The 19909-nt window shown below is 71.9% G+C and carries 20 protein-coding genes and 1 pseudogene; 14 read left to right on the forward strand and 7 right to left on the reverse strand.

Features of this window, described 5'->3' with window-relative positions:
* Window positions 1-5: 5 nt before the first annotated feature.
* Entirely contained in the window at window positions 6-1658 is a 1653-nt protein-coding gene (locus tag LIV37_RS31495; protein WP_020871132.1) for a carboxyl transferase domain-containing protein, read from the reverse strand.
* Window positions 1659-1761: 103 nt separating this feature from the next.
* Between LIV37_RS31495 and LIV37_RS31500 the strand changes: the two genes are divergently transcribed.
* The 3 genes from LIV37_RS31500 (at window position 1762) to LIV37_RS31510 (ending at window position 4657) form a co-directional block, all read left to right on the forward strand.
* Window positions 1762-2385, forward strand: a complete 624-nt coding sequence (locus LIV37_RS31500) for an SACE_7040 family transcriptional regulator (protein WP_020871133.1) — start codon at window positions 1762-1764, stop codon at window positions 2383-2385.
* 164 nt (window positions 2386-2549) lie between these two features.
* Window positions 2550-3707: an acyl-CoA dehydrogenase family protein gene (locus LIV37_RS31505; protein WP_020871134.1), complete on the forward strand. Its 1158-nt coding sequence runs from the start codon at window positions 2550-2552 to the stop codon at window positions 3705-3707.
* Between the two features lie 59 nt (window positions 3708-3766).
* Window positions 3767-4657: an acyl-CoA thioesterase gene (locus LIV37_RS31510; RefSeq protein WP_020871135.1), complete on the forward strand. Its 891-nt coding sequence runs from the start codon at window positions 3767-3769 to the stop codon at window positions 4655-4657.
* Between the two features lie 55 nt (window positions 4658-4712).
* Here LIV37_RS31510 and LIV37_RS31515 read toward each other — a convergent pair whose 3' ends face one another.
* The 3 genes from LIV37_RS31515 to LIV37_RS31525 all read right to left on the reverse strand — a co-directional run bounded on the left by LIV37_RS31515 (window position 4713) and on the right by LIV37_RS31525 (window position 7367).
* Window positions 4713-5522 (reverse strand): phosphatase, encoded by an 810-nt coding sequence (locus LIV37_RS31515; protein WP_020871136.1) that lies wholly within the window; start codon window positions 5520-5522, stop codon window positions 4713-4715.
* A gap of 128 nt (window positions 5523-5650) precedes the next feature.
* Window positions 5651-7105, reverse strand: coding sequence for a DEAD/DEAH box helicase (locus tag LIV37_RS31520; RefSeq protein ID WP_121824282.1), 1455 nt, complete (start codon window positions 7103-7105; stop codon window positions 5651-5653).
* A gap of 58 nt (window positions 7106-7163) precedes the next feature.
* On the reverse strand, window positions 7164-7367 hold the full coding sequence (locus tag LIV37_RS31525; protein ID WP_020871138.1) for a cold-shock protein: 204 nt from the start codon (window positions 7365-7367) through the stop codon (window positions 7164-7166).
* A gap of 296 nt (window positions 7368-7663) precedes the next feature.
* Between LIV37_RS31525 and LIV37_RS31530 the strand changes: the two genes are divergently transcribed.
* The 3 genes from LIV37_RS31530 (at window position 7664) to LIV37_RS31540 (ending at window position 9038) form a co-directional block, all read left to right on the forward strand.
* A complete protein-coding gene (locus LIV37_RS31530) occupies window positions 7664-7963 on the forward strand; it encodes an SCO5918 family protein (RefSeq protein ID WP_020871139.1) in 300 nt (99 codons plus the stop codon).
* Between the two features lie 67 nt (window positions 7964-8030).
* A complete protein-coding gene (locus tag LIV37_RS31535; protein ID WP_020871140.1) occupies window positions 8031-8402 on the forward strand; it encodes an ArsR/SmtB family transcription factor in 372 nt (123 codons plus the stop codon).
* A 3-nt stretch (window positions 8403-8405) separates the two neighbouring features.
* Window positions 8406-9038, forward strand: coding sequence for an SRPBCC family protein (locus LIV37_RS31540; protein WP_020871141.1), 633 nt, complete (start codon window positions 8406-8408; stop codon window positions 9036-9038).
* Here the strand turns inward: LIV37_RS31540 and LIV37_RS31545 are convergent.
* Window positions 9020-9421 (reverse strand): ATP-binding protein, encoded by a 402-nt coding sequence (locus tag LIV37_RS31545; RefSeq protein ID WP_148717787.1) that lies wholly within the window; start codon window positions 9419-9421, stop codon window positions 9020-9022. The two genes, LIV37_RS31540 and LIV37_RS31545, sit on opposite strands and share 19 nt — an antisense overlap.
* A gap of 317 nt (window positions 9422-9738) precedes the next feature.
* On the opposite strand from LIV37_RS31545, the pseudogene LIV37_RS53065 reads away from it, so the two are divergent.
* The 7 genes and pseudogenes from LIV37_RS53065 to LIV37_RS31580 all read left to right on the forward strand — a co-directional run.
* Window positions 9739-9825, forward strand: a pseudogene (locus LIV37_RS53065) (hypothetical protein); the annotation flags it as partial.
* A 159-nt stretch (window positions 9826-9984) separates the two neighbouring features.
* Complete coding sequence (locus LIV37_RS31555; RefSeq protein ID WP_148717786.1) at window positions 9985-10185, forward strand: DUF397 domain-containing protein; 201 nt, start codon at window positions 9985-9987, stop codon at window positions 10183-10185.
* 145 nt (window positions 10186-10330) lie between these two features.
* Window positions 10331-11254 carry an alpha/beta hydrolase gene (locus LIV37_RS31560; protein ID WP_020871144.1) on the forward strand — a complete coding sequence of 308 codons (924 nt, stop codon included), beginning with the start codon at window positions 10331-10333 and terminating at the stop codon, window positions 11252-11254.
* A complete protein-coding gene (locus LIV37_RS31565; RefSeq protein WP_020871145.1) occupies window positions 11247-12482 on the forward strand; it encodes an acyltransferase family protein in 1236 nt (411 codons plus the stop codon). Before LIV37_RS31560 ends, LIV37_RS31565 begins: the two co-directional genes overlap by 8 nt.
* A 10-nt stretch (window positions 12483-12492) precedes the next feature.
* Window positions 12493-13848, forward strand: a complete 1356-nt coding sequence (locus tag LIV37_RS31570) for a sensor histidine kinase (protein ID WP_020871146.1) — start codon at window positions 12493-12495, stop codon at window positions 13846-13848.
* The gene (locus tag LIV37_RS31575; RefSeq protein WP_020871147.1) at window positions 13845-14519 is read left to right on the forward strand and encodes a response regulator; all 675 of its coding nucleotides are present in this window, start codon (window positions 13845-13847) and stop codon (window positions 14517-14519) included. Before LIV37_RS31570 ends, LIV37_RS31575 begins: the two co-directional genes overlap by 4 nt.
* Window positions 14520-14682: 163 nt before the next feature.
* Window positions 14683-17463: a glycosyl hydrolase family 65 domain-containing protein gene (locus LIV37_RS31580; RefSeq protein ID WP_020871148.1), complete on the forward strand. Its 2781-nt coding sequence runs from the start codon at window positions 14683-14685 to the stop codon at window positions 17461-17463.
* A gap of 158 nt (window positions 17464-17621) precedes the next feature.
* Here the strand turns inward: LIV37_RS31580 and LIV37_RS31585 are convergent, their stop codons facing one another.
* On the reverse strand, window positions 17622-18614 hold the full coding sequence (locus LIV37_RS31585; RefSeq protein ID WP_020871149.1) for a helix-turn-helix domain-containing protein: 993 nt from the start codon (window positions 18612-18614) through the stop codon (window positions 17622-17624).
* 144 nt (window positions 18615-18758) lie between these two features.
* A complete protein-coding gene (map, locus tag LIV37_RS31590) occupies window positions 18759-19526 on the reverse strand; it encodes a type I methionyl aminopeptidase (RefSeq protein ID WP_020871150.1) in 768 nt (255 codons plus the stop codon).
* 75 nt (window positions 19527-19601) lie between these two features.
* On the opposite strand from map, the gene LIV37_RS31595 reads away from it, so the two are divergent.
* Window positions 19602-19892, forward strand: a complete 291-nt coding sequence (locus tag LIV37_RS31595; RefSeq protein WP_020871151.1) for a helix-turn-helix domain-containing protein — start codon at window positions 19602-19604, stop codon at window positions 19890-19892.
* Window positions 19893-19909: the final 17 nt, after the last annotated feature.

Here is a 19909-nt window from a genome sequence, read left to right on the forward strand (position 1 = left end):
CTCCCTCACATCCGGAAGACGCCGTAGCCGGGCGCCGCGGGCTCGGTGGCCGTACGGCCGGGCAGCGGTGCGTTGGCGCAGGCCGTAAGGGCGAGGCCGAGCACCGTACGGGTCTCCAGGGGGTCGATCACACCGTCGTCCCACAGCCGGGCCGTGGCGTAGTAGGCGTTTCCCTGCGCCTCGTACTGCTGGCGGACCGGGGCCCGGAACGCCTCCTCGTCCTCGGCGCTCCACTCCTCCCCGCGCGCCTCCATCTGGTCGCGCTTGACGGTGGCGAGCACGGAGGCGGCCTGCTCACCGCCCATCACCGAGATCTTGGCGTTGGGCCACATCCACAGGAAGCGCGGCGAATAGGCCCGGCCGCACATCGAGTAGTTGCCCGCGCCGTAGGAACCGCCGATGACGACTGTGAGCTTGGGGACGCGGGTGCAGGCCACGGCGGTGACCATCTTGGCGCCGTGCTTGGCGATACCGCCCGCCTCATAGCTGCGGCCCACCATGAACCCCGAGATGTTCTGCAGGAAGACCAGGGGGATGCCGCGCTGGTCGCACAGCTCGATGAAGTGGGCGCCCTTCTGGGCCGATTCGGAGAACAGGATGCCGTTGTTGGCGACGATGCCCACCGGGTGGCCCATGATCCGCGCGAAGCCCGTGACCAGCGTGGTGCCGAACTCGGCCTTGAACTCGGCGAACCGCGAGCCGTCCACCACCCGCGCGATGACCTCCCGCACGTCGTACGGCGTGCGCGAGTCGACCGGGACCGCCCCGTAGAGCCCCGCCGGGTCCACCGCGGGCTCCTCGGAGGGCTCCAGCGGCCACGGCGGCGACCCCTGCCGCATCGGGGACGGCGGCAGGGTGGCGACGACGGAGCGGACGATCCGCAGCGCGTGGGGGTCGTCCTCGGCCAGGTGGTCGGTCACGCCCGAGACCCGGGAGTGGACCTCGCCGCCGCCCAGTTCCTCCGCCGAGACCACCTCACCGGTGGCCGCCTTCACCAGCGGCGGCCCGCCCAGGAAGATCGTGCCCTGCCCGCGCACGATCACGGCCTCGTCGCTCATCGCCGGGACATACGCCCCGCCCGCCGTGCAGGATCCCATCACGGCCGCGACCTGCGGAATCCCGGAGCCGGACAGCCGCGCCTGGTTGTAGAAGATCCGCCCGAAGTGGTCGCGGTCCGGGAAGACCTCGTCCTGCATGGGGAGGAAGGCGCCGCCGGAGTCGACCAGATAGACACACGGCAGGCGGTTCTCCAGCGCGACCTCCTGGGCGCGCAGATGCTTCTTCACCGTCATCGGGTAGTACGTGCCGCCCTTGACCGTGGCGTCATTGGCGACGACGACCACCTCACGGCCCGACACCCGCCCGATCCCGGCGATCACCCCCGCCGCCGGGGCCTGGCCCTCGTACATCCCCTCGGCCGCGAGCGGTGCCAGCTCCAGGAACGGCGACCCCGGATCCAGCAGTGTGTCCACCCGGTCGCGCGGCAGCAGCTTGCCGCGCGCGGTGTGCCGCGCCCGCGCCTTATCCCCGCCGCCCAGCCGCGCCACGGCCAGCTTCTCGCGCAGCCGCGCGGCCAGCTCGCGGTGCCCGGCCTCGTTGGCCTTCCAGGCCTCGGACCCCGGGTCGGCGCCGCTGCGCAGTGCCGGTGCCTGCTCCATGGCTACGAGCCCCCTCGCTCGGTCCCGCTCGGTACCGTTAGTGAACGTTAACTACTCCCCACCAGGTTAACGACCACTAACCCCGCTGTCTAGAATTGAATCCATGAGCACGCAAGCACCCGCCCCGAGCCGCCGTGAGCAGATCCTCAAGGAGGCCGCCCGCCTCTTCGCCGAGCGTGGCTTCCACGGCGTCGGCGTCGATGAGATAGGCGCCGCGGTCGGCATCAGCGGCCCCGGTCTCTACCGCCACTTCCCCGGCAAGGAGGCGATGCTGGCCGAGCTGCTCGTCGGGATCAGCGGCCGGCTGCTGACGGGCGGCAAGCGGCGGGCCGCGGAGGGGGAGGGGGCCGGGTGCGCCCCCGCTGAGGTGCTGGACTCGCTGATCGAGGGGCATATCGACTTCGCCCTCGACGACCGCCCGCTGATCATCCTCCACGACCGCGAGCTCGACCGGCTCCGGGACACCGACCGCAAGCTGGTGCGCTCCCTCCAGCGGCAGTACGTGGAGCTGTGGGTCGAGGTGGTGCGGAAGGTCTACCCCCGGCTCGCCGAGGCCGAGGCCCGCGCGTGTGTCCACGCGGTCTTCGGGCTGCTCAACTCCACGCCCCACCTCGGCCGCCCCGGAGCCCTCCCGGGGCGCGCGGCCACCGCCGCCCTGCTGCACCGCCTGGCCCTGGGTGCTTTCGACGGCGCCCATGGTGCGGATGGCGCGCCCCTTCGGCTGTGAACCGAGCCCTGTAGAGGCTGGACAGGCTGGGTAACTGGCGGGTAGCTTTCACTGAGCAAGCGCTTAGGTGAGTGCTGCCAAGCCATCAATTGAGGAATCACGACGGCGGCCGGGCGGATCCGCGAGAGCGGCGGCGGCTTAGCCGCGAGGAGGGCCGCGCCAATATGCGCCGTACGGTGTTCAACGAGGACCACGAGGCGTTCCGGGAGACCATCCGCGACTTCATCGCGGCCGAGGTCGTGCCGTACTACGACGAGTGGCGGGAGGCCGGCCAGGCCCCGCGCGAGTTCTACAAGAAGCTCGGTGAGCTCGGTGTCTTCGGCATCGAGGTGCCCGAGGAGTACGGCGGGGCCGGCGAGACCAGCTTCAAGTTCAACGCCGTCATCACCGAGGAGACCGCCCGCGCCGGAGTCAGCTTCGGTGGCAGCAGTGTCCACACCGCGCTGTGCCTGCCGTACCTCCTCAAGTACGCCAACGAGGAGCAGAAGCGCCGCTGGCTGCCCTCCTTCGTCTCCGGCGACATGATGACCGCCATCGCCATGACCGAGCCCGGCACCGGCTCCGACCTGGCGGGCATGAAGACCACCGCCAAGCTCTCCGAGGACGGCACCCACTACGTCCTCAACGGCGCCAAGACCTTCATCACCGGCGGCGTCCTGGCCGACCGGGTGCTGGTCTGCGCCCGCACCGCCCCGCCCACCCCCGAGGACCGCCGCGGCGGCATATCCATCCTCGTGGTGGACACCAAGAGCGAGGGCTACGCGGTCGGCCGCAAGCTGGAGAAGCTGGGCCTGAAGACCTCCGACACCGCCGAGCTCTCCTTCACCGACGTCAAGGTGCCGGTGGAGGACCTGCTGGGCGAGGAGGGCAAGGCGTTCGGCTACCTCGCCCACAATCTGCCGCAGGAGCGCCTGGGGATCGCCGTCGGGGCGTACGCGCAGGCCGCGGCGGCCGTACGGTTCGCCACCGAGTACGTCCGGGACCGCACCGTCTTCGGCCAGCCGGTGGCGTCGTTCCAGAACACCAAGTTCGTGCTCGCCGACTGCAAGTCCGAGGTGGACGCGCTCGAGGCGGTCGTGGACCGGGCCCTGGACGCGCACGACGCCGGTGAGCTGACCGCCGCCGACGCCGCCTCCGCCAAGCTCTTCACCACCGAGCGCGCCGCCGTCGTCATCGACCGGTGCCTGCAGCTCCACGGCGGCTACGGCTACATGATGGAGTACCCCATCGCCCGGCTGTACGCGGACACCCGCGTCAACCGGATCTACGGCGGCACCAGCGAGGTCATGCGGTCCATCGTCGCCAAATCCATGGGTCTGTGACGGCCGTCATGACCAGCGGCAACGGGACCGCAATACGGGTCTGCAAGACTGCTTGAATCATGAATGACGCACTTCAGGGCCTTCTCGATCTGCTCGACCTCGAGCAGATCGAGGAGGACATCTTCCGCGGCACCAGCGACGCCGCACCCCTCGTACCGCGGGTCTTCGGCGGCCAGGTCGCCGCCCAGGCCCTGGTCGCCGCGGGCCGTACCGTGCCCGCGGACCGCTCGGCGCATTCGCTGCACGCGTACTTCCTGCGGCCCGGCGACCCCGGGGCGCCCATCGTCTACACCGTCGACCGGATCCGGGACGGCCACTCCTTCACCACCCGCCGGGTGGTCGCCGTCCAGCACGGGCAGCCGATCTTCCATCTCTCGGCCTCCTTCCAACTGCACGAGGACGGCCTCGAGCACCAGGAGCCGATGCCGGACGTCCCCGACCCGCTCACCCTGCCCACCGCCGATGAGCTGCTGCCCCGCTATGAGCACCTCTTCAGCCCCGGGGTGGCCCAGCGGATGCTCCAGGCGCGGGCCTCGATCGATCTGCGGTACGTGGACGAGCCGCCCTTCGGCAGCGTCGGACGGCCGCGTGAGCCCAAGTCGCAGGTTTGGTTCCGGACCAACGGCAAACTGGACGGCGTCGCCGACCACCCGCTGCTCCACGTCTGCCTGGCGACCTATGTGTCCGATATGACGCTGCTGGACTCCATCCTGCTCGCCCATGGGCGCGGCGGCTGGGCGGTAGGCGACATCGTCGGTGCCAGCCTGGATCACGCCATGTGGTTCCACCGGCCGTTCCGGGTGGACGACTGGCTGCTGTACGACCAGGAGAGCCCCTCCGCGTCCGGCGGCCGCGGGCTCGCCAAGGGCCGCATCTTCACCGCCGACGGGCGGCTGGCCGTCTCCGTGATCCAGGAAGGGGTCATGCGGGTGCCGCGCGGGAAGAAGTGACCGCGGCGGGCGGCGGCCCGGAGCCGTCGGAAACCGGGCCGTCAGGACCAGGCCGTCAGAACTGGGCCGTCAGCCCCGCCGCGTCCAGCAGGTACGCCGTCATCGCGTCGTAGAACCTCGGGTTGGTGACGTGGTCGTCCAGGGGGACCACCGCCGACAGCGTGCCCTCGGACTCGCCGAGGAAGAGCGCCGGGTCGTTGCAGTCCGCGTAGCCCACCGCGTCGATGCCCCGCTGCCCCGCGCACCCGGCCCAGCCGTGGTCGGCGACCACCAGATCGGGCAGCGGCCGCCCCTCGTGGGCCAGCCCGTCGAGGATCGCCGCCATGGGCGCGGGGGAGTGGGTGTGCCACAGCGTGGCGCCACGCTCCAGCATCGCCACATCGCAGAACTGGAAGACATACCCCTCGTCCGCCTGCAGCCCGCCCGGAATCTCCACGATCTCGCACCCGGCGGCCCGCAGCGCCGCCGCCGTGGCCCGGTGGACCTCCAGCAGCCCGCCCGGGTGCCCGGTGGCGAACAGCACCCGCTCGTTCGCCTCCGCCGCCTTCCGCAGCACCGACGCCATCCGGTCCAGCGCGCCGACGGTCAGCTCCGGGTCGATGGTGTCCTGCCCCGAGCGGTGCTGCGGGTCGTCCACCACGCCGCAGCGCTCGGCCATGACCGCCAGTACGTCCTGCTCATCGGTCCAGCGGTCGCCCAGCTCCAGGCCCAGCCAGTAGTGGCGGTCGCCGTTCGCGAGCTTGCGGTAGTGGGAGAGGTTGTTCTCACGAGGGGTGGCGACATCGCCCGCGATGCGCGTACGGACGAGATGGTCGATCAGTTCGGCACGGCTGGGCACGGCGCTGGGTATCGGCATGTGGCCCATTGTCGCCTCTCCGGGGGGGTAATGGGGACATCCACCGCCGGTCGGGCGTGACACGATCATGGCGAAATGCCGGACGTCCGCCGCCCGGGCCGTGGACGAGTCCTGCCCGGGCCCGGCCCCGCACCGGCCTAACGGCGGGGCCGACGGCTCCTGGCGGGGCGACGGGCGGCCCGGCCCGCACGCTGTGGCTGCGGCGGCACGGGAGCGCTGATGATCACGGGAACACCGGAGGGATCCTGCGCTCCGGTGATACGGGTGAGCTCGGGGTCGGCGGAGTGGACCCGGGCGGTCCGGGGGGTGATGCCCGCGTCGGCCATGAGACGGACCATGTCCCGGCGCTGGTCCGGAGTGACCAGCGTGATGACGCTGCCGGATCCGCCCGCACGGGCGGTACGGCCGCCACGGTGCAGATAGTCCTTGTGGTCGGCGGGCGGGTCGACGTTGACGACGAGGTCGAGATCGTCCACATGGATGCCCCGGGCGGCGACGTTCGTGGCCACCAGCACGGTGACATGGCCGGACTTGAAGTGCTCCAGGGTCCGGGTGCGCTGCGGCTGGGACTTGCCGCCGTGCAGCGCGGCCGCCCGTACGCCGCTGGTCAGCAGATGCCGGGTCAGCCGGTCGACGCCGCGCTTGGTGTCCAGGAACAGGATGACGCGGCCGTCCCTGGCGGCGACCCGGGTGACGACGGAGCGCTTGTCGGTGTCCGCGATGTGCAGCACATGGTGCTCCATCGTGGTGACGGCACCGGCGGACGGGTCGAGCGAGTGCACGGCCGGGTCGTGGAGGAACTGGCGCACCAACTGGCCGACGTTGTGGTCGAGGGTCGCGGAGAACAGCAGGCGCTGACCGTCGGCGGGGACCTGCCGCAGCAGCCGGGTCACCTGGGGCAGGAAGCCCATGTCGGCCATTTGGTCGGCCTCGTCGAGGACCGTGATGCGCACCTGGTCCAGTCGGCAGTCGCCGCGTTCGATCAGGTCCTGGAGGCGTCCGGGGGTCGCGATGACCACCTCCGCGCCGCCGCGCAGGGCCTCGGCCTGGCGGTTGATCGACATTCCGCCGACCACGGTGGCCGGACGCAGCCGCAGCCGCCGGGCATAGGGGGTGAGCGCGTCGGTGACCTGCTGGGCCAGCTCCCGGGTGGGGACCAGCACCAGGGCGAGGGGGCGGCCGCGCTCGGCGCGCCGCCCGGCGGTGCGGGCGAGCAGGGCGAGGCCGAAGGCGAGGGTCTTGCCGGAGCCGGTCCGGCCACGGCCCAGGACGTCCCGGCCGGTGAGGGCGTTGGGGAGGGCGGCCGCCTGGATCGGGAAGGGCACGGTGACACCCTGCTGGGTCAGCTCCGCGAGCAGTTCCTCCGGCATGTCGAGCTCGGAGAACGACGTGACGGCGGGCAGCACCGGGGCGGAGCCGGGCGGCAGGGCGAATTCGTTTCCGCCGTTGTTGCCGCCGGTGGAGCGGGTGCGGCCACGGTCGGCGGAGCGGCCATGGCCGGCGGAACGGGAGGGTGCCGGTTTTTTGCGGTACGAGCGGGAGGAGCGGCTCAATGCGGTGCCTTCTGCTGGGCGCGGTCTGCGGAAACGCATACGAGCCGAGGCCCGCACCCCTTCAGGTACGGGCCCCGGCTCGTGACAGGCGCTGCGATCAGGCGGGAACGATGTTCTCCGCCTGCGGGCCCTTCTGGCCCTGGGTGACGTCGAAGGTCACCTTCTGGCCTTCCTGGAGCTCGCGGAAGCCGCTGGTGGCGATGTTCGAGTAGTGGGCGAAGACGTCGGCGCCGCCGCCGTCCTGCTCGATGAAGCCGAAGCCCTTTTCCGCGTTGAACCACTTCACGGTGCCAGTAGCCATATCCTTCTCCTTTATATGGGGATCGGTCCGGAATGCGTGGGAAATGCATCCCGAGTCGCCGAAATGACCCCATCCGGAAATGACCGGCAAAAACAAGAAATGCGCCTGCGGCTACATACCGCCAGGCGCATACAAAGTCCATGGGTACCAAAACTGCAACTGAAGGAGAGCCTATCACGTACGGCCCCGGAGCGGACGGAACCAGGTGGGCGATTTTCCCGCCGGGCTGTGCCCTCCCGCTTCGAGGTGTGACACGCTGGTGCTTCCGACTCCTCTTCTCTCCCCGTGGGGGCGCCATGCGTTGCATCATCGCCAACTTCGCCTTCGACCTGACCGCGCGCGAGGTGACGGACGCGATGAGTGGTGTCAGCCCCGAACCGATCACCGGCCCGTCGGTCCAGATCGGCCGCCATGTCTACCCGGCCAAGCAGGTCGGAGCGGTGGTCACTCGCCAGGACCGCCGCGACTTCACGGCGGGAGAGGTGACCCGGGCCATGACGCGCCTCGGCTTCACCTGTCATGCGGCGCCCCCGGCCGCGGCGTCCGGCGCCGTCGAGGCCGCCTCCGAGCTCCTGGGGAAGCCGACTGACGGCTGACCCTCGCCGCGCGGGGAAGTCATGTTAAGCGTTGACTTATATAAGCGACGGCTGGCATAGTCCGGGCGTGCACGCACTCGATGTCCTCGGGGACCCCGTCCGGCGCCGGATATTGGAGCTGCTCGCCGAGGGGGAGCGATCCTCCGGCGAGGTCAGCTCCGTCGTCCGGGCCGAGTTCGGCATCTCGCAGCCCGCCGTCTCGCAGCATCTGCGGGTGTTACGGGAGGCCGGATTCGCCTCCGTACGGGCCGAGGGCACACGGCGGTTGTACGCCGTCGAGGCCGCGCCCCTGCGGGAGGTCGACCGCTGGCTCGACCGGTTCCGGGGCTTCTGGGAGCAGCGGCTGGACGCGCTGGGGACGGAACTGGCGCGGGGCAAGCGGCAGCGGCGGCTCGACCAGGGGCGCGGCGGCGGCAGCGGAACCGATGCGGAGACATGACTCATGAGCGAGATCGTCGACCAGATCAACCACGTCCATCGCGAGGTCGGCACCCGTGAGGTGCCCGACGGCGAGGCCCGTACCGTCCTGCTGCGGCGCAGCTACGACGCCGCGATCGAGGACGTCTGGGACGCGTGCACCGACCCGGAGCGGATCAGCCGCTGGTTCCTGCCGGTGAGCGGCGACCTCAAGCTCGGCGGCCACTACCAGCTGACGGGTAACGCGGGCGGCGAGATCCTGCGCTGTGAACCCCCGAGGCTGCTCGCCGTGAGCTGGCTGTTCGGCGAGAACCCCGGCTTCAGCGAGGTCGAGGTCCGGCTGACCGCCGAAGGCGAGGAGCGGACCGCCTTCGAACTCGAGCACATCGCCGTCGTACCGCCCGAGATGTGGGACCAGTTCGGACCCGGCGCGGTCGGCGTCGGCTGGGACGGCGCGCTGCTCGGCCTCACCCTGCACCTGACGGGCGAAGGCGCGCCCGCCGACCCGGAGGCGTGGCAGGCCTCGGACGAGGCGCGGGAGTTCATGACCCGCAGCAGCGAGCGCTGGGGCGCGGCGTACCAGGCCTCGGGGGCCCCGGCGGAGGTTGCGGCGGCGACGACGCGGGCGACCATGGGCTTTTACGTTCCGGAACGGTAGGCGCTGTCGCGCGGCGGGTCGGCCGGCGCGAACCACACGCTCTTGCCGCGCGGGTGCGGCCCGCCGTGCCGGATCGTGCCCCACGAGTCCGCGTACGCCTGGACCAGGAGTAATCCACGGCCGTGCTCGGCGTGAGTGGCGCGTTCCGTCGCGCGGGGCACCCCCATGGGGTCCTCGTCTCTTACGGATACGTGGAGTTGGTTCGCGTGGACCGTTGCCTCCAGCATCAGGAGCGGGACCCTGGTGTGCAGGTGGACGTTCGACACCAGCTCGGAGACGAGGAGGCGGGCGGGGTCGATGAGGGAGGAGCGTCCGGTCGCCGACAGCAGCCCCGAGACCATCTCCCGTGCGACCTTGGCGGTTTCGGGGATGTTTGGGGGCACGTAGCCGGTAGTGGGGGTCGAGTTCGTCGTGGGGTGCGTTCATGGGTGATCTCTCCCCTGCCGGTCTGCTCGGTGTCGACCAGGCCAGGATGAGCGACATCGAGTCGGGGCGCATGGGCGTGAGCGACGAACGGATCCGCCGTCTCGCAAGCTTTTACGCATGCGCTGACACCGCGCTGGTCGATGCCCTGTGCGTCATTGCGGCTGAGCACCGAGGTCAGTTCTGGTGGGACGAGTACCGGGGTGTCCTCGCACCGGGGTTCCTGGACGTGGCCGAGATGGAACATCGCGCGGTGTACCTGCGCTCCATGCAGGCGATGGTCATCCCGGGGCTCTTGCAGACCGAGAACTACGCGCGCGTTCTCTTCCAGGGGCGGCGCTGCGCATGCGGTTCGGGGGTCGCGGTTCTGGTCGATAGCACGCGGCGGGCAATTCCCGGACGCCGAGGCCGAGCTTCAGCGGTATCGAGAGGTGCTGGACAAGGCCGAGGACGTGGCGCTCGACACGGAGGAATCGCGACAGCTCATCCATCACATCGCGCGGGAACTGTGAGAGGTGTGGCCATGAGTGCTCCGACCCAGTGGCGGAAGTCGACGTTCTCGGGCGGGCAGGGGCCCGACTGCGTCGAGGTCGCACGCGACGCTCACGCCGTCCACATACGGGAAAGCGACCAACCCGGCACCATACTCACCAGCACCACCACCCGCCTCGCCGCCTTCATAGTGAGCGTCAAGGCGGGCGACTTGGACCACCTCACGGGCTGAGCGCGGCGCGTCGACCGCCGCCCCACCCCCTACCCGTCATACCTGGGGACTACCCCGGAGATGCACTCCCCGGTGGGACGCCAACCACACGGCCGGGTCCATAACTTCCTTACTCACGACATCCGTTGGTACGGAAGGAACAGCCATGGCGTCCCGTCTTCGCCGCGCTCTGCTCGCGGCGCTCGTCACCGCCTCGGTGGTGGTGCCCCTGATGGGGGCCGCCGGGCCCGGTGAGGTGCCCGCGCCCGCGCCGGTGGCGCTCGGGCCGGTGCGCGTCGCGGGGCTTGAGCACCGGTACGCGGCCAACCGGGAGGGGATCCGGGCGGCCGAGGCGATGGCCGCCCGGCACGGGGACCGCAAGCGGGCGCGGGCGCTGCGGAAGATGCGCGGGGCGTCGCGGCACTTCCTGTCCTTCGACGGGCGGAACGGGGGCCGTGCCGTCGAGGTGTACGGGGATCTGGGGCGCGCCACGCGCATCGCGGTGCTGGTGCCGGGGTCGGACACCAACCTGGAGACGTACGGCCGGTTCCGGGACGGGGCGCTCGCGCTGAGCCGTCAACTCGGGCCCCGTACGGCCGTCATCGGCTGGCTCGGGTACAAGACGCCCGGCACCGTGGCGCCCGAGGTGCTGACCACGGGCCGGGCCGCCGGTGCCGCTCCCCGACTGGCCGCGTTCGTACGGGAGTTGAACGCGGCCATGCCCCGGGCGCGGATCTCGCTCCTGTGCCACTCCTACGGCTCGGTGGTCTGCGCCCGGGCCGCCCGGGGGCTGAACGCCGCTGACATCGTCCTGTACGGCAGCCCCGGGACGGGGTACGACGACGCCCGGCAGTTGCACACCCGGGCCACCGTCTGGGCCGGGCGGGGCGGGCACGACTGGATCGGCGGGGTGCCGCATGTGCGGATCCCGCTGCTGGCCACGACCGTCGGCTTCGGGACCGATCCGGTCTCCCGGGGGTTCGGCGCGCGGATCTTCGACGCGGGGGACGTCGGGCACAGCGACTACCTCAGGCCCGGGTCCGCCGCCCTGGCGAGCATGGGCCGGATCGTGGAGGGCCGCGATGCGTGAGACATCCCGGCCGCGTGAGACGGTCCGCATACGTGACCTCGCCCGGCGGATCGAGGCCGCCACCCCGTCCGGCCGCGACCGCGCCGTGGACGGCCTGCGGGCCGTCGCCATCCTCGGCGTGGTGCTCGGCCACTGGCTGGTGACCGCCCTCGTGGCCGACAGCGGCACGCTGCGCGTGGCCAGCCCGCTGCAGTACCAGCCCGGACTCACCCCCGTCTCCTGGGTGTTCCAGACCCTCGCGGTGTTCTTCCTGGTCGGCGGGCAGATGGGCGCCAAGAGCCACGACTGCGCCCGCGCCCGTGGCACCACCTACCGGCGGTGGCTGCGCGCCCGGCTGGTACGGCTGTTCCGGCCCGTGGCCGCCGTGCTCACCGTATGGGCCGTGGCGGCGGGGGCGCTGCTCGGCGCCGGGGTGAGCCTGCTGACCGTGCACACGCTGCTCAAACTCGTGCTGTCCCCGCTGTGGTTCCTGCTGGTCTACGCGGCGCTCACGGCCGCGACCCCGCTGGTGGCGCGGCTGCATCCGCTGTGGCCGCTCGCGGTCGTGCTCCATGTCGACCTGATCCGGTTCGGCTTCGACGGCCCGGCCTGGCTCGGCTGGGTCAACCTGGCGGCGGGCTGGCTGGTCCCGTACTGCCTGGGGGCCGCCTGGGGCCGTGGCAGGCTGCGCGGGCGGACGGCCGGGTGGGTGCTGCTGACCGGGGGCGCGGCGGTCACCGCCGGGCTCGTCCTGTTCGGCGGCTATCCGGCGGCGATGGTCGGGGTGCCCGGCGCCCCGGTCTCCAACCTCAACCCGCCCACCCTGGCGGCCGTCACCTTCGGGCTCGCCCAGTGCGGCGCGGCCCTGCTGCTGCGCGGCCCGCTGCGCCGGGTGCTGGCGCGGCCCGTCGCGTGGGCGGTGGTGGCGCTGGTCAACCTCGCCGCGATGACCGTCTTCCTGTGGCACCAGACCGCGATGATGGCGGTCAGCGTGACCACGCTGCGGCTCGCCGGACCGCAGACCGGGCTGCACACCGTGCCCGAAGGACCCGGCTGGGTGCTCGCCCGGCTGTGCTGGCTGCCGGTGTTCGCGGGGGCGCTGCTGATCTGCTGGGCGGCGTTCCACGCGTACGAGACGGGACGGCCGCGGAAGGGCGGCGGTGGCGGCCCTGGTGGACGAGTCGTTCGCGTAGGACGTCCCGGGAAGCAGGCGGAGCAGGCCCGGCACGTGGAGCAGCGGAGTGTCTAGAGTCAAGGGCATGACAGGCGGCAAGATCGCGGACCGGCTGGCGGGGGGACTGCGCGCGCTGCCACGCACGTTGGGCGAGGCACTGCGCGCGGTGCCGGGCATCCTGCGCGAGGACCTGTGGACGGTGGCGCGCGATCCGCTGCCGCGGCTGCGCTGGCTGGGCCGGCTGCCCCATGGCCATGTGGTGTTGTTCGCGGTGATCATGGGCTCGCTCAGCTTCGCGCAATACCAGGAGCCCGCCCGCCCGGGGACGATCCAGGGCCCGGTGCCCCTGATCTGGTTGGTCGTGCTCCAGGCGGCGGCCGTCCTGCTGGCGCTGACCCGCCCGATACCGGCGTGGTGGCTTTCCACCACCATGCTCCTGGTGACGGCACTGGACATGGACGATCGCGTCCCCGCACAGCTGCTCTACCCCTGGAATTTCGGGCAGATCGCGCTGCACACCGCCGTCCTGTTCCTCCTCGCACTGCGGGTTCGCCCCCGGATCGCCGCAGAGGGGCTCATCCTGACCCTGCTGGTGGGGGCGCTCACCTCGGCCCTCGCCTCCCGGCTCCACCAGGACGGCCTGGGCAACGCCGTCGTCTCCTTCACCACCGCCGTGGTGGTGGGCGCCGCGCTGCGGGGCCGCCGGGTGGCGCGGACCCGGCTGGTCGAGCAGGAGGAGCTCACCGCGGAGGAACGGGCCCGGCGCACCCTGCTGGAGGAGCGCAACCGCATCGCCCGCGAACTGCACGACGTCGTCGCCCATCACATGTCGGTGATCTCCATCCAGGCCCAGGTCGCCCCGCACCTCGCCGAGAACCCCTCCGACGAGCTCAGGGAGAACCTCGCGGGCATCCGGCAGAACGCGGTCGAGGCGCTGGCCGAACTGCGCCGTGTGCTGGGCGTGCTGCGCTCCGAGGACGCCCTGGCCGACGGCGCCCGGCACACCCCGCAGCCCACTCTGGACCGGCTGGACGAGCTGGTGGGCACGGTGCGGGGGACCGGGATCACGATCCTCACCGATGTCACCGGGGAGCGGCGGGCGCTGCCGCCGGGCGTGGAGCTGTCGGCGTTCCGCATCGTCCAGGAGGCGCTGAGCAATGTGATGCGGCACGCGCCGGGCGCCGAGGCGCGGGTCGAGCTGGGGTACCGGCGGCACGGGCTGACCGTCCGGATCGTCAACACCGCGCCGGACCGGCCCGCCCCGCCCTCGCCCGGGGCCGGGCACGGCCTGCTCGGGATGCGGGAGCGCGCTGCGATGCTAGGGGGCGAGCTGACCACCGGCCCGACGCCGGACGGCGGTTACGAGGTGATCGCCGTACTGCCCACGGACCACCCCGCCCCGTCCGCCGCCGCCCCCGAGACCGCCGAGGACCCCGTATGACGACCATCCGCGTCCTGATCGCCGACGACCAGATGATGGTCCGCCAGGGCTTCACGGTGCTGCTCAACGCCGAACCGGACATGGAGGTCGTCGGCCAGGCCGTGGACGGGGCCGACGCCATCGCCCAGGTCGCCGAGCTCGCCCCGGACGTGGTCCTGATGGACATACGGATGCCTGGGGTCGGCGGTATCGAGGCCACCCGCCGGCTCACCGAACCCGCCGGCGCCACCGTCAAGATCCTCGTTCTCACCACCTTCGACCTGGACGAGTACGTCTACGAGGCGCTGCGCGCTGGCGCGTCCGGGTTTCTGCTGAAGGACGCCTCGGCGGATGAACTGGCCCATGCGGTACGGGTGGTGGCGGCCGGAGACGCGCTGCTGGCGCCGAACATCACCAAGCGCCTGATCGGCGAGTTCTCCCGGGTGACCGCCGCCGCCCCGCGCGGGCCCCTCCGGGCCCGGGTGGGCGATCTGACGGAGCGCGAGACCGAGGTGCTCACGCTGATCGCCCAGGGGCTGTCGAACGCGGAGATCGCGGCACGGCTGGTGGTGGCCGAGCAGACCGTGAAGACCCATGTGAGCCGGATCCTGTTCAAGCTGGGGCTGCGCGACCGGACCCAGGCGGCGGTCTTCGCGTACGAGACGGGGCTGGTGCGCCCGTCGGCGTTCTGACCAGGCCCTCCTAGGGGCGGGGAGGGGCGCAGCCCGCCGCAGGCGTCACCCTCGCATGTGAACCTGTGTTCAGATATTGAAGACATCGCGCCATCCATTGACCTGTCGTGTTCACCTCTTTATGGTCACTGCGACCGTCACCGGCGAACCACGACGGAGAACGATGACGTACTCCCCCCTCCGGCCGCCCCGGCCCGCCCGGCTGATCGCCCCGCTCCTCGTCTGCGGGCTGATCGCCGCCGTGCCCCCGGCGTCCGCCGCTCCCGAATCCGATCCCTCCGCGGCGGCCGACGCCACCGCCGGAGGGGACTGCACGCGCGGGCCGTCCGACGGCTGGGCGCTCTCCTCCAACCGTATCGACCCCAAGGACAGCTCCCACGCGTATGTGGGCAACGGCTATCTGGGGCAGCGGGTGCCGCCCCAGGGGACCGGCTACTCCGGCGGGGGTGACAAGACCGGTTGGCCGCTGTTCACCCCCCGCTACGACGGCGCCTTTGTCTCCGGCCTCTACGCGCACAACGCGAAGACGACCGAGAACCGGCAGGTGGCCGCCGCCATCCCGACCTGGTCCACGCTGAACGTGGCCACCGGGGGCGACCGTTCGGAGACCTTCGGCTCCCAGACCTCCGCCGGGCGGATCTCCCACTACCGGCAGGCGGTCTTCATGCGCTGCGGTCTGGTGCGGACCTCCCTCACCTGGACCGCGTCCGACGGGCGCGCCACCGACCTCACCTATGACATCGTCGCCGACCGCGCCAACGCGCACGTGGGCGCCGTAAGGATGCGGATGACCCCGCACTGGGGCGGGGACGCGACCGTCACCGACCTGCTCGACGGGCGCGGTGCGCGGCGGATGAGCGGGACCGGCGGTGGCGCCCATAAGGGCGGCACGGTCGATGTCGCCTTCCGTACGGATGGCACGAAGACCGACGGAGCCGTGGCCTCCACGCTGCGCCCCGGCCCGGGCGTCCGGGCGGCCGGGGCGAGGACGGGCGGCACGGAGGCCGGTGGGAAGGACGCCGGTGGTACGGAGGCCGGTGGCACGGACGCGGCGCGGGACCTGTCCGCGCGCCAGGGCCTCCGCTTCTCCGTACGCCCCGGCCGGTCCTATGAGTTCACCAAGTACGTGGGCGTGGACACCGCGCTGACCTCCCACACCCCGCGCGCCGACGCCCTCGCCGCCTCCCGCCGCGCGGCGGACCAGGGCTGGGACGGGCTGTTCGCCGCGCACAGCGCCGCCTGGAAGCGGCTGTGGCGCTCCGACATCGAGGTGGCCGGACGCCGCCGACGCGACCTCCAGGACTGGGTGCGCTCCGCGCAGTACGGACTGCTGTCCGCCACCCGCGCCGGCTCCCGCAACAGCATCTCCCCGACCGGTCTGAGCAGCGACAACTACGGCGGGCTGATCTTCTGGGACGCCGAGACCTGGATGTACCCCGGGCTGCTGGCCACCCATCCCGAACTCGCCAAGTCGGTGGTGGAGTACCGCTACAAGACCCGCGCCGGCGCCCGCGCCAACGCCCGCAAGCTGGGCTACCCCGGCCTGTTCTACCCCTGGACCAGTGCGAGCAAGGGCGGGCTGTGGACCGAGTGCCACAGCTGGGACCCGCCGCACTGCCGCACCCAGAACCACCTCCAGAGCGATATCGCCGTGGCGGCCTGGCAGTACTACCAGTCGACGGGCGACACCCGGTGGCTGCGCGGGCGCGGCTGGCCGGTGCTCAAGGGGATCGCCGAGTTCTGGGCGGGGCGCGCCACGCACAACGCCGACGGCAGCTACTCCATCAAGAACGTGGCCGGTCCCGACGAGTACAGCAACGGCGTGGACGACGCGGTCTTCACCAACGCCGGGGCCGCCACCGCCCTGCGCGACGCCGCCCGCGCCGCCCGCCTCCTCGGCGAGCCGGTGCCCGCCGCCTGGAGCCGGATCGCCGACCGGATGCGGATCCCGTACGACAAGAAGAGCCAGGTCTTCCGGCAGTACGACGGCTACAAGGGCTCGCTGATCAAGCAGGCCGACACCGTGCTGCTGATGTACCCGCTGGAGTGGCCGATGTCCGGTCGGACGGCCGCCAGGACGCTCGACTACTACGCGGCCCGCACCGACCCGGACGGCCCGGCCATGACGGATTCGGTGCACGCCATCGACGCCGCCGCCATCGGCGAGCCCGGCTGCTCCACGTACACCTACCTCCAGCGCGCCATCAAGCCGTTCGTCCGCGGCCCCTTCGACACCTTCTCGGAGGCGCGGGGCGAGAAGGCGGGCGCGCGGGACCCGCTGTCCGGCTCCCCGGCGCAGGACTTCCTCACCGGCAAGGGCGGCTTCCTCCAGGTCTTCACCCACGGTCTGACCGGGATGCGGATGGACGAGGACGGTGTGCGGCTCGACCCGACGCTGCCGCCGCAACTCCACGACGGTGTCACCCTGCGCGGGCTGCGCTGGCGGGGCCGCACCTACGACGTGGCCATCGGCCCGCACGAGACGACCGTAAGGCTGACGGCGGGCGCGCCGATGCGGATCGACACCCCGCACGGCGGGGAGCGGATCGTGAGCCGGGGCGCGCCCGCGGTGCTCAAGACCCGCCGCCCCGACCTCGAGCCGACCGACGACGTCGCGCGCTGCGGTAAGGCGACGGCGAGCACGGAGGAGCCCGGGATGTACGCGGGCGCCGCCGTGGACGGCAACGCGGCCACCGCCTGGGTCCCCGACGCCGCCGAGGGCACGCTCACGGCCGACCTCGGGCGCGCCGTGCGGCTGGCCGAGGTCAGCCCGGAGTGGACCCGCACCCGCCCCGCCTCCCACGAGATGCGGACCTCGCTCGACGGCCGCCACTGGCGCGAGGGGACGACCGGCCCGGCCCGTTTCGTACGGGTCACCGTGCGGTCGGCGGACGACAAGAAGCGCGCGGGCATCGAGGAGTTGCGGGTGACGCGCGCCAACTGACCCCGTGGGGGGCCGGGATGTGCCATCCGTGCACGGCGGACGCGGTCCGTGCACGCAGGATCAAGACAGTGTGCACAGGAGGCCAACGACATCCCGGCCCCGGCGGGCCCATGCTGATCAGGGACGGGTGAGCAGGGTTGCTACGGGGGGAGCCCCGCTCACCTGTTCGCCGCGAGCGCCCTATGGCGGAAGTCCCGTGGGGGCACGCCATAGGCGCCGCGGAAGGCACGGCTGAAGTCCGCGGCGTGGCTGAAGCCCCAACGGGCGGCGATGACATGGATGGGGGTGTCGCCCAGGGCGGGATCGGCGAGGTCGCGGCGGCAGCGTTCCAGGCGCTGGGCGCGGATCCACGCGGAGACGGTGTGCCCCTGCTCCTCGAAGAGGCGGTAGAGGTACCGGAGCGAGATGTGATGGGCCGCGGCGATCGAGGCCGGGGTGAGCCCCGGGCGGTCCAGATTCTGCCGGACGAACTCCTGGACACGTAACCGCAGGGTACGCCGACGGCTCTCGGGGGTGAGCCGGTTCTCGGCGCGCGCCTCGGCACCGGTGTCGAGCTCATGGGCGAGCAGCGCGTTGAGCAGATCGACGGCGACGGTGCCGAGGCGCGGTGCGTCGGCCGGGCCGTAGGCGTCGGACTCGGTGGCCAGGCGGGTGAGGAAGTCGGCGAGCATGGCCCCGATCCCGGACCGTCCGGACAGCCGCTGCCCGAGCAGCCGCTGGAGCTCGGCGGGCGGGAACGGCAGCAGCGAGGGGTGGAGGGTGACCGTCATCCCGTCGACCCTGCCGCGCTCGCACACCGCCAGATACGGCGCGGAGGTGGAGGTGAGCATGAACTGCCGGGCGCCGACCGTGGTTTCGGCGTCCCCGTGGCATACGTCGGTCTCCCCGCGCAGGGTGAGCCGCAGATGGTAGAGCTCCGGGTCGGAGCGCCGGATGTGGGCCGCGGTCCGCTCGTTCCGCAGTGACGGTACGGAGGTGTAGGTCAGCATCACCTCGCCGATGTCCACTCCGCCCCGTACGTTCGCGCGGAAGTCGTGCTCATGGTCACTGCGCAGCTCCATGGGTATCGACGTCAGCTCGCACAGGGCGCGCCACGCCGCGAACCGTTCCGCGGGCGGGATGTCGTCGATCCGGGGCACCGCCACGATCATCATCCTTTCGCCTGGCCGGTGGTGCGCTTTTCGATGGGCGCGACCTTAGACAGCCCTGCTAAGTGTTTGATGAACGGTCCGGTATTGAACAGTCCGCTTTTGGGCGATTCCGCGAGCGTGTGTCCGGACGGGTGAGCTGTCTTCTCAGAGCGCGGTCAGGATCCGCGGCCCGTCCTCCGTGATCGCCACCGTGTGCTCACTGTGGGCGGCGCGGCTCCCGTCCGTCGTCCGCAGCGTCCAGCCGTCGGCGTCGGTGGTGTACGCGTCCAGACCGCCCGCCAGGAACATCGGCTCGATGGCCAGCACCAGCCCGTGCCGCAGCCGAAAGCCCCGGCCGGGCCGCCCCTCGTTGGGGACCGGCGGGTCCTCGTGCATCCGCCGGCCGATGCCATGGCCGCCGAAGTCCTCCATGATGCCGTAGCCCGCGGTGCGCCCCACCGTCCCCACGGCATGGGAGATGTCGCCCATCCGGCCCCCCGCGACGGCCGCCGCGATCCCCGCCTCCAGCGCCTGCCGGGTGGTCTCGATCAACCGGACGTCGGCCGGGCGCGGGGTGCCGACGGTGAAGCTGACCGCGGCGTCACCGCTCCAGCCGTCCAGCGTCGCACCGCAGTCGATGGTCACCAGGTCGCCGTCGGACAGCCGGTAGTCGCCCGGGATGCCGTGGACGATGGCGTCGTTGACCGAGGCGCAGATGACCGCGGGGAAGGGGGTGGACGCGAACTGCGGCCGGTAGCCGAGGAACGGGGAGCTCGCCCCGGCCTCGCGCAGCACCTCCCGCGCCGCCTCGTCCAGCTCGCGCAGCGAGACGCCGACGGCCGCGGCCCGCTGTGCGGCGTCGAGCGCCGAGGCCACGACGCGGCCCGCCTCGCGCATCGCGTCCAGGGACGCGTCGGTCTTGATTTCCACCATGGGTGAGCCCTTTCGCATGACCGAACCGCCGGTCCGGTGTGCACCAATTACTATACCGGTATTAGTATCACGGTCATGGTGCGCACTCCTCTCACCCCGCTGGAACGTGAACGCGGCCGCTTCCTCGGCGCCCTGCTGCGCCAGGCCCGTGGCGAACGGAGCATGGCCGAGATCGCCGCCGGGGCCGGGATCTCCGCCGAGACCCTCCGGAAGATCGAGACCGGCCGGGCCCCGACCCCCGCCTTCTTCACCATCGCGGCCCTCGCCGCCACGCTCGGGCTGACTCTGGGCGAGATCGCGGAGCGCTGCGCCGCGGTCACCGCCCCGGAGCCGGGGGAGGGGGTGACGGAGGAGGCGGCGGCCTAGCCGGGGCGGGCCCGCGG

The sequence above is a fragment of the Streptomyces rapamycinicus NRRL 5491 genome (genome assembly GCF_024298965.1).
Lineage (GTDB): Bacteria > Actinomycetota > Actinomycetes > Streptomycetales > Streptomycetaceae > Streptomyces > Streptomyces rapamycinicus.

Coding starts and splice junctions, on each gene's coding strand:
- LIV37_RS31495 (WP_020871132.1), bottom strand. CDS start 1,658: ATGGAGCAGGCACCGGCACTGCGCAGCGGCGCCGACCCGGGGTCCGAG.
- LIV37_RS31500 (WP_020871133.1), top strand. CDS start 1,762: ATGAGCACGCAAGCACCCGCCCCGAGCCGCCGTGAGCAGATCCTCAAG.
- LIV37_RS31505 (WP_020871134.1), top strand. CDS start 2,550: ATGCGCCGTACGGTGTTCAACGAGGACCACGAGGCGTTCCGGGAGACC.
- LIV37_RS31510 (WP_020871135.1), top strand. CDS start 3,767: ATGAATGACGCACTTCAGGGCCTTCTCGATCTGCTCGACCTCGAGCAG.
- LIV37_RS31515 (WP_020871136.1), bottom strand. CDS start 5,522: ATGGGCCACATGCCGATACCCAGCGCCGTGCCCAGCCGTGCCGAACTG.
- LIV37_RS31520 (WP_121824282.1), bottom strand. CDS start 7,105: ATGCGTTTCCGCAGACCGCGCCCAGCAGAAGGCACCGCATTGAGCCGC.
- LIV37_RS31525 (WP_020871138.1), bottom strand. CDS start 7,367: ATGGCTACTGGCACCGTGAAGTGGTTCAACGCGGAAAAGGGCTTCGGC.
- LIV37_RS31530 (WP_020871139.1), top strand. CDS start 7,664: ATGCGTTGCATCATCGCCAACTTCGCCTTCGACCTGACCGCGCGCGAG.
- LIV37_RS31540 (WP_020871141.1), top strand. CDS start 8,406: ATGAGCGAGATCGTCGACCAGATCAACCACGTCCATCGCGAGGTCGGC.
- LIV37_RS31555 (WP_148717786.1), top strand. CDS start 9,985: ATGAGTGCTCCGACCCAGTGGCGGAAGTCGACGTTCTCGGGCGGGCAG.
- LIV37_RS31560 (WP_020871144.1), top strand. CDS start 10,331: ATGGCGTCCCGTCTTCGCCGCGCTCTGCTCGCGGCGCTCGTCACCGCC.
- LIV37_RS31565 (WP_020871145.1), top strand. CDS start 11,247: ATGCGTGAGACATCCCGGCCGCGTGAGACGGTCCGCATACGTGACCTC.
- LIV37_RS31570 (WP_020871146.1), top strand. CDS start 12,493: ATGACAGGCGGCAAGATCGCGGACCGGCTGGCGGGGGGACTGCGCGCG.
- LIV37_RS31575 (WP_020871147.1), top strand. CDS start 13,845: ATGACGACCATCCGCGTCCTGATCGCCGACGACCAGATGATGGTCCGC.
- LIV37_RS31580 (WP_020871148.1), top strand. CDS start 14,683: ATGACGTACTCCCCCCTCCGGCCGCCCCGGCCCGCCCGGCTGATCGCC.
- LIV37_RS31585 (WP_020871149.1), bottom strand. CDS start 18,614: ATGATCGTGGCGGTGCCCCGGATCGACGACATCCCGCCCGCGGAACGG.
- map (WP_020871150.1), bottom strand. CDS start 19,526: ATGGTGGAAATCAAGACCGACGCGTCCCTGGACGCGATGCGCGAGGCG.
- LIV37_RS31595 (WP_020871151.1), top strand. CDS start 19,602: ATGGTGCGCACTCCTCTCACCCCGCTGGAACGTGAACGCGGCCGCTTC.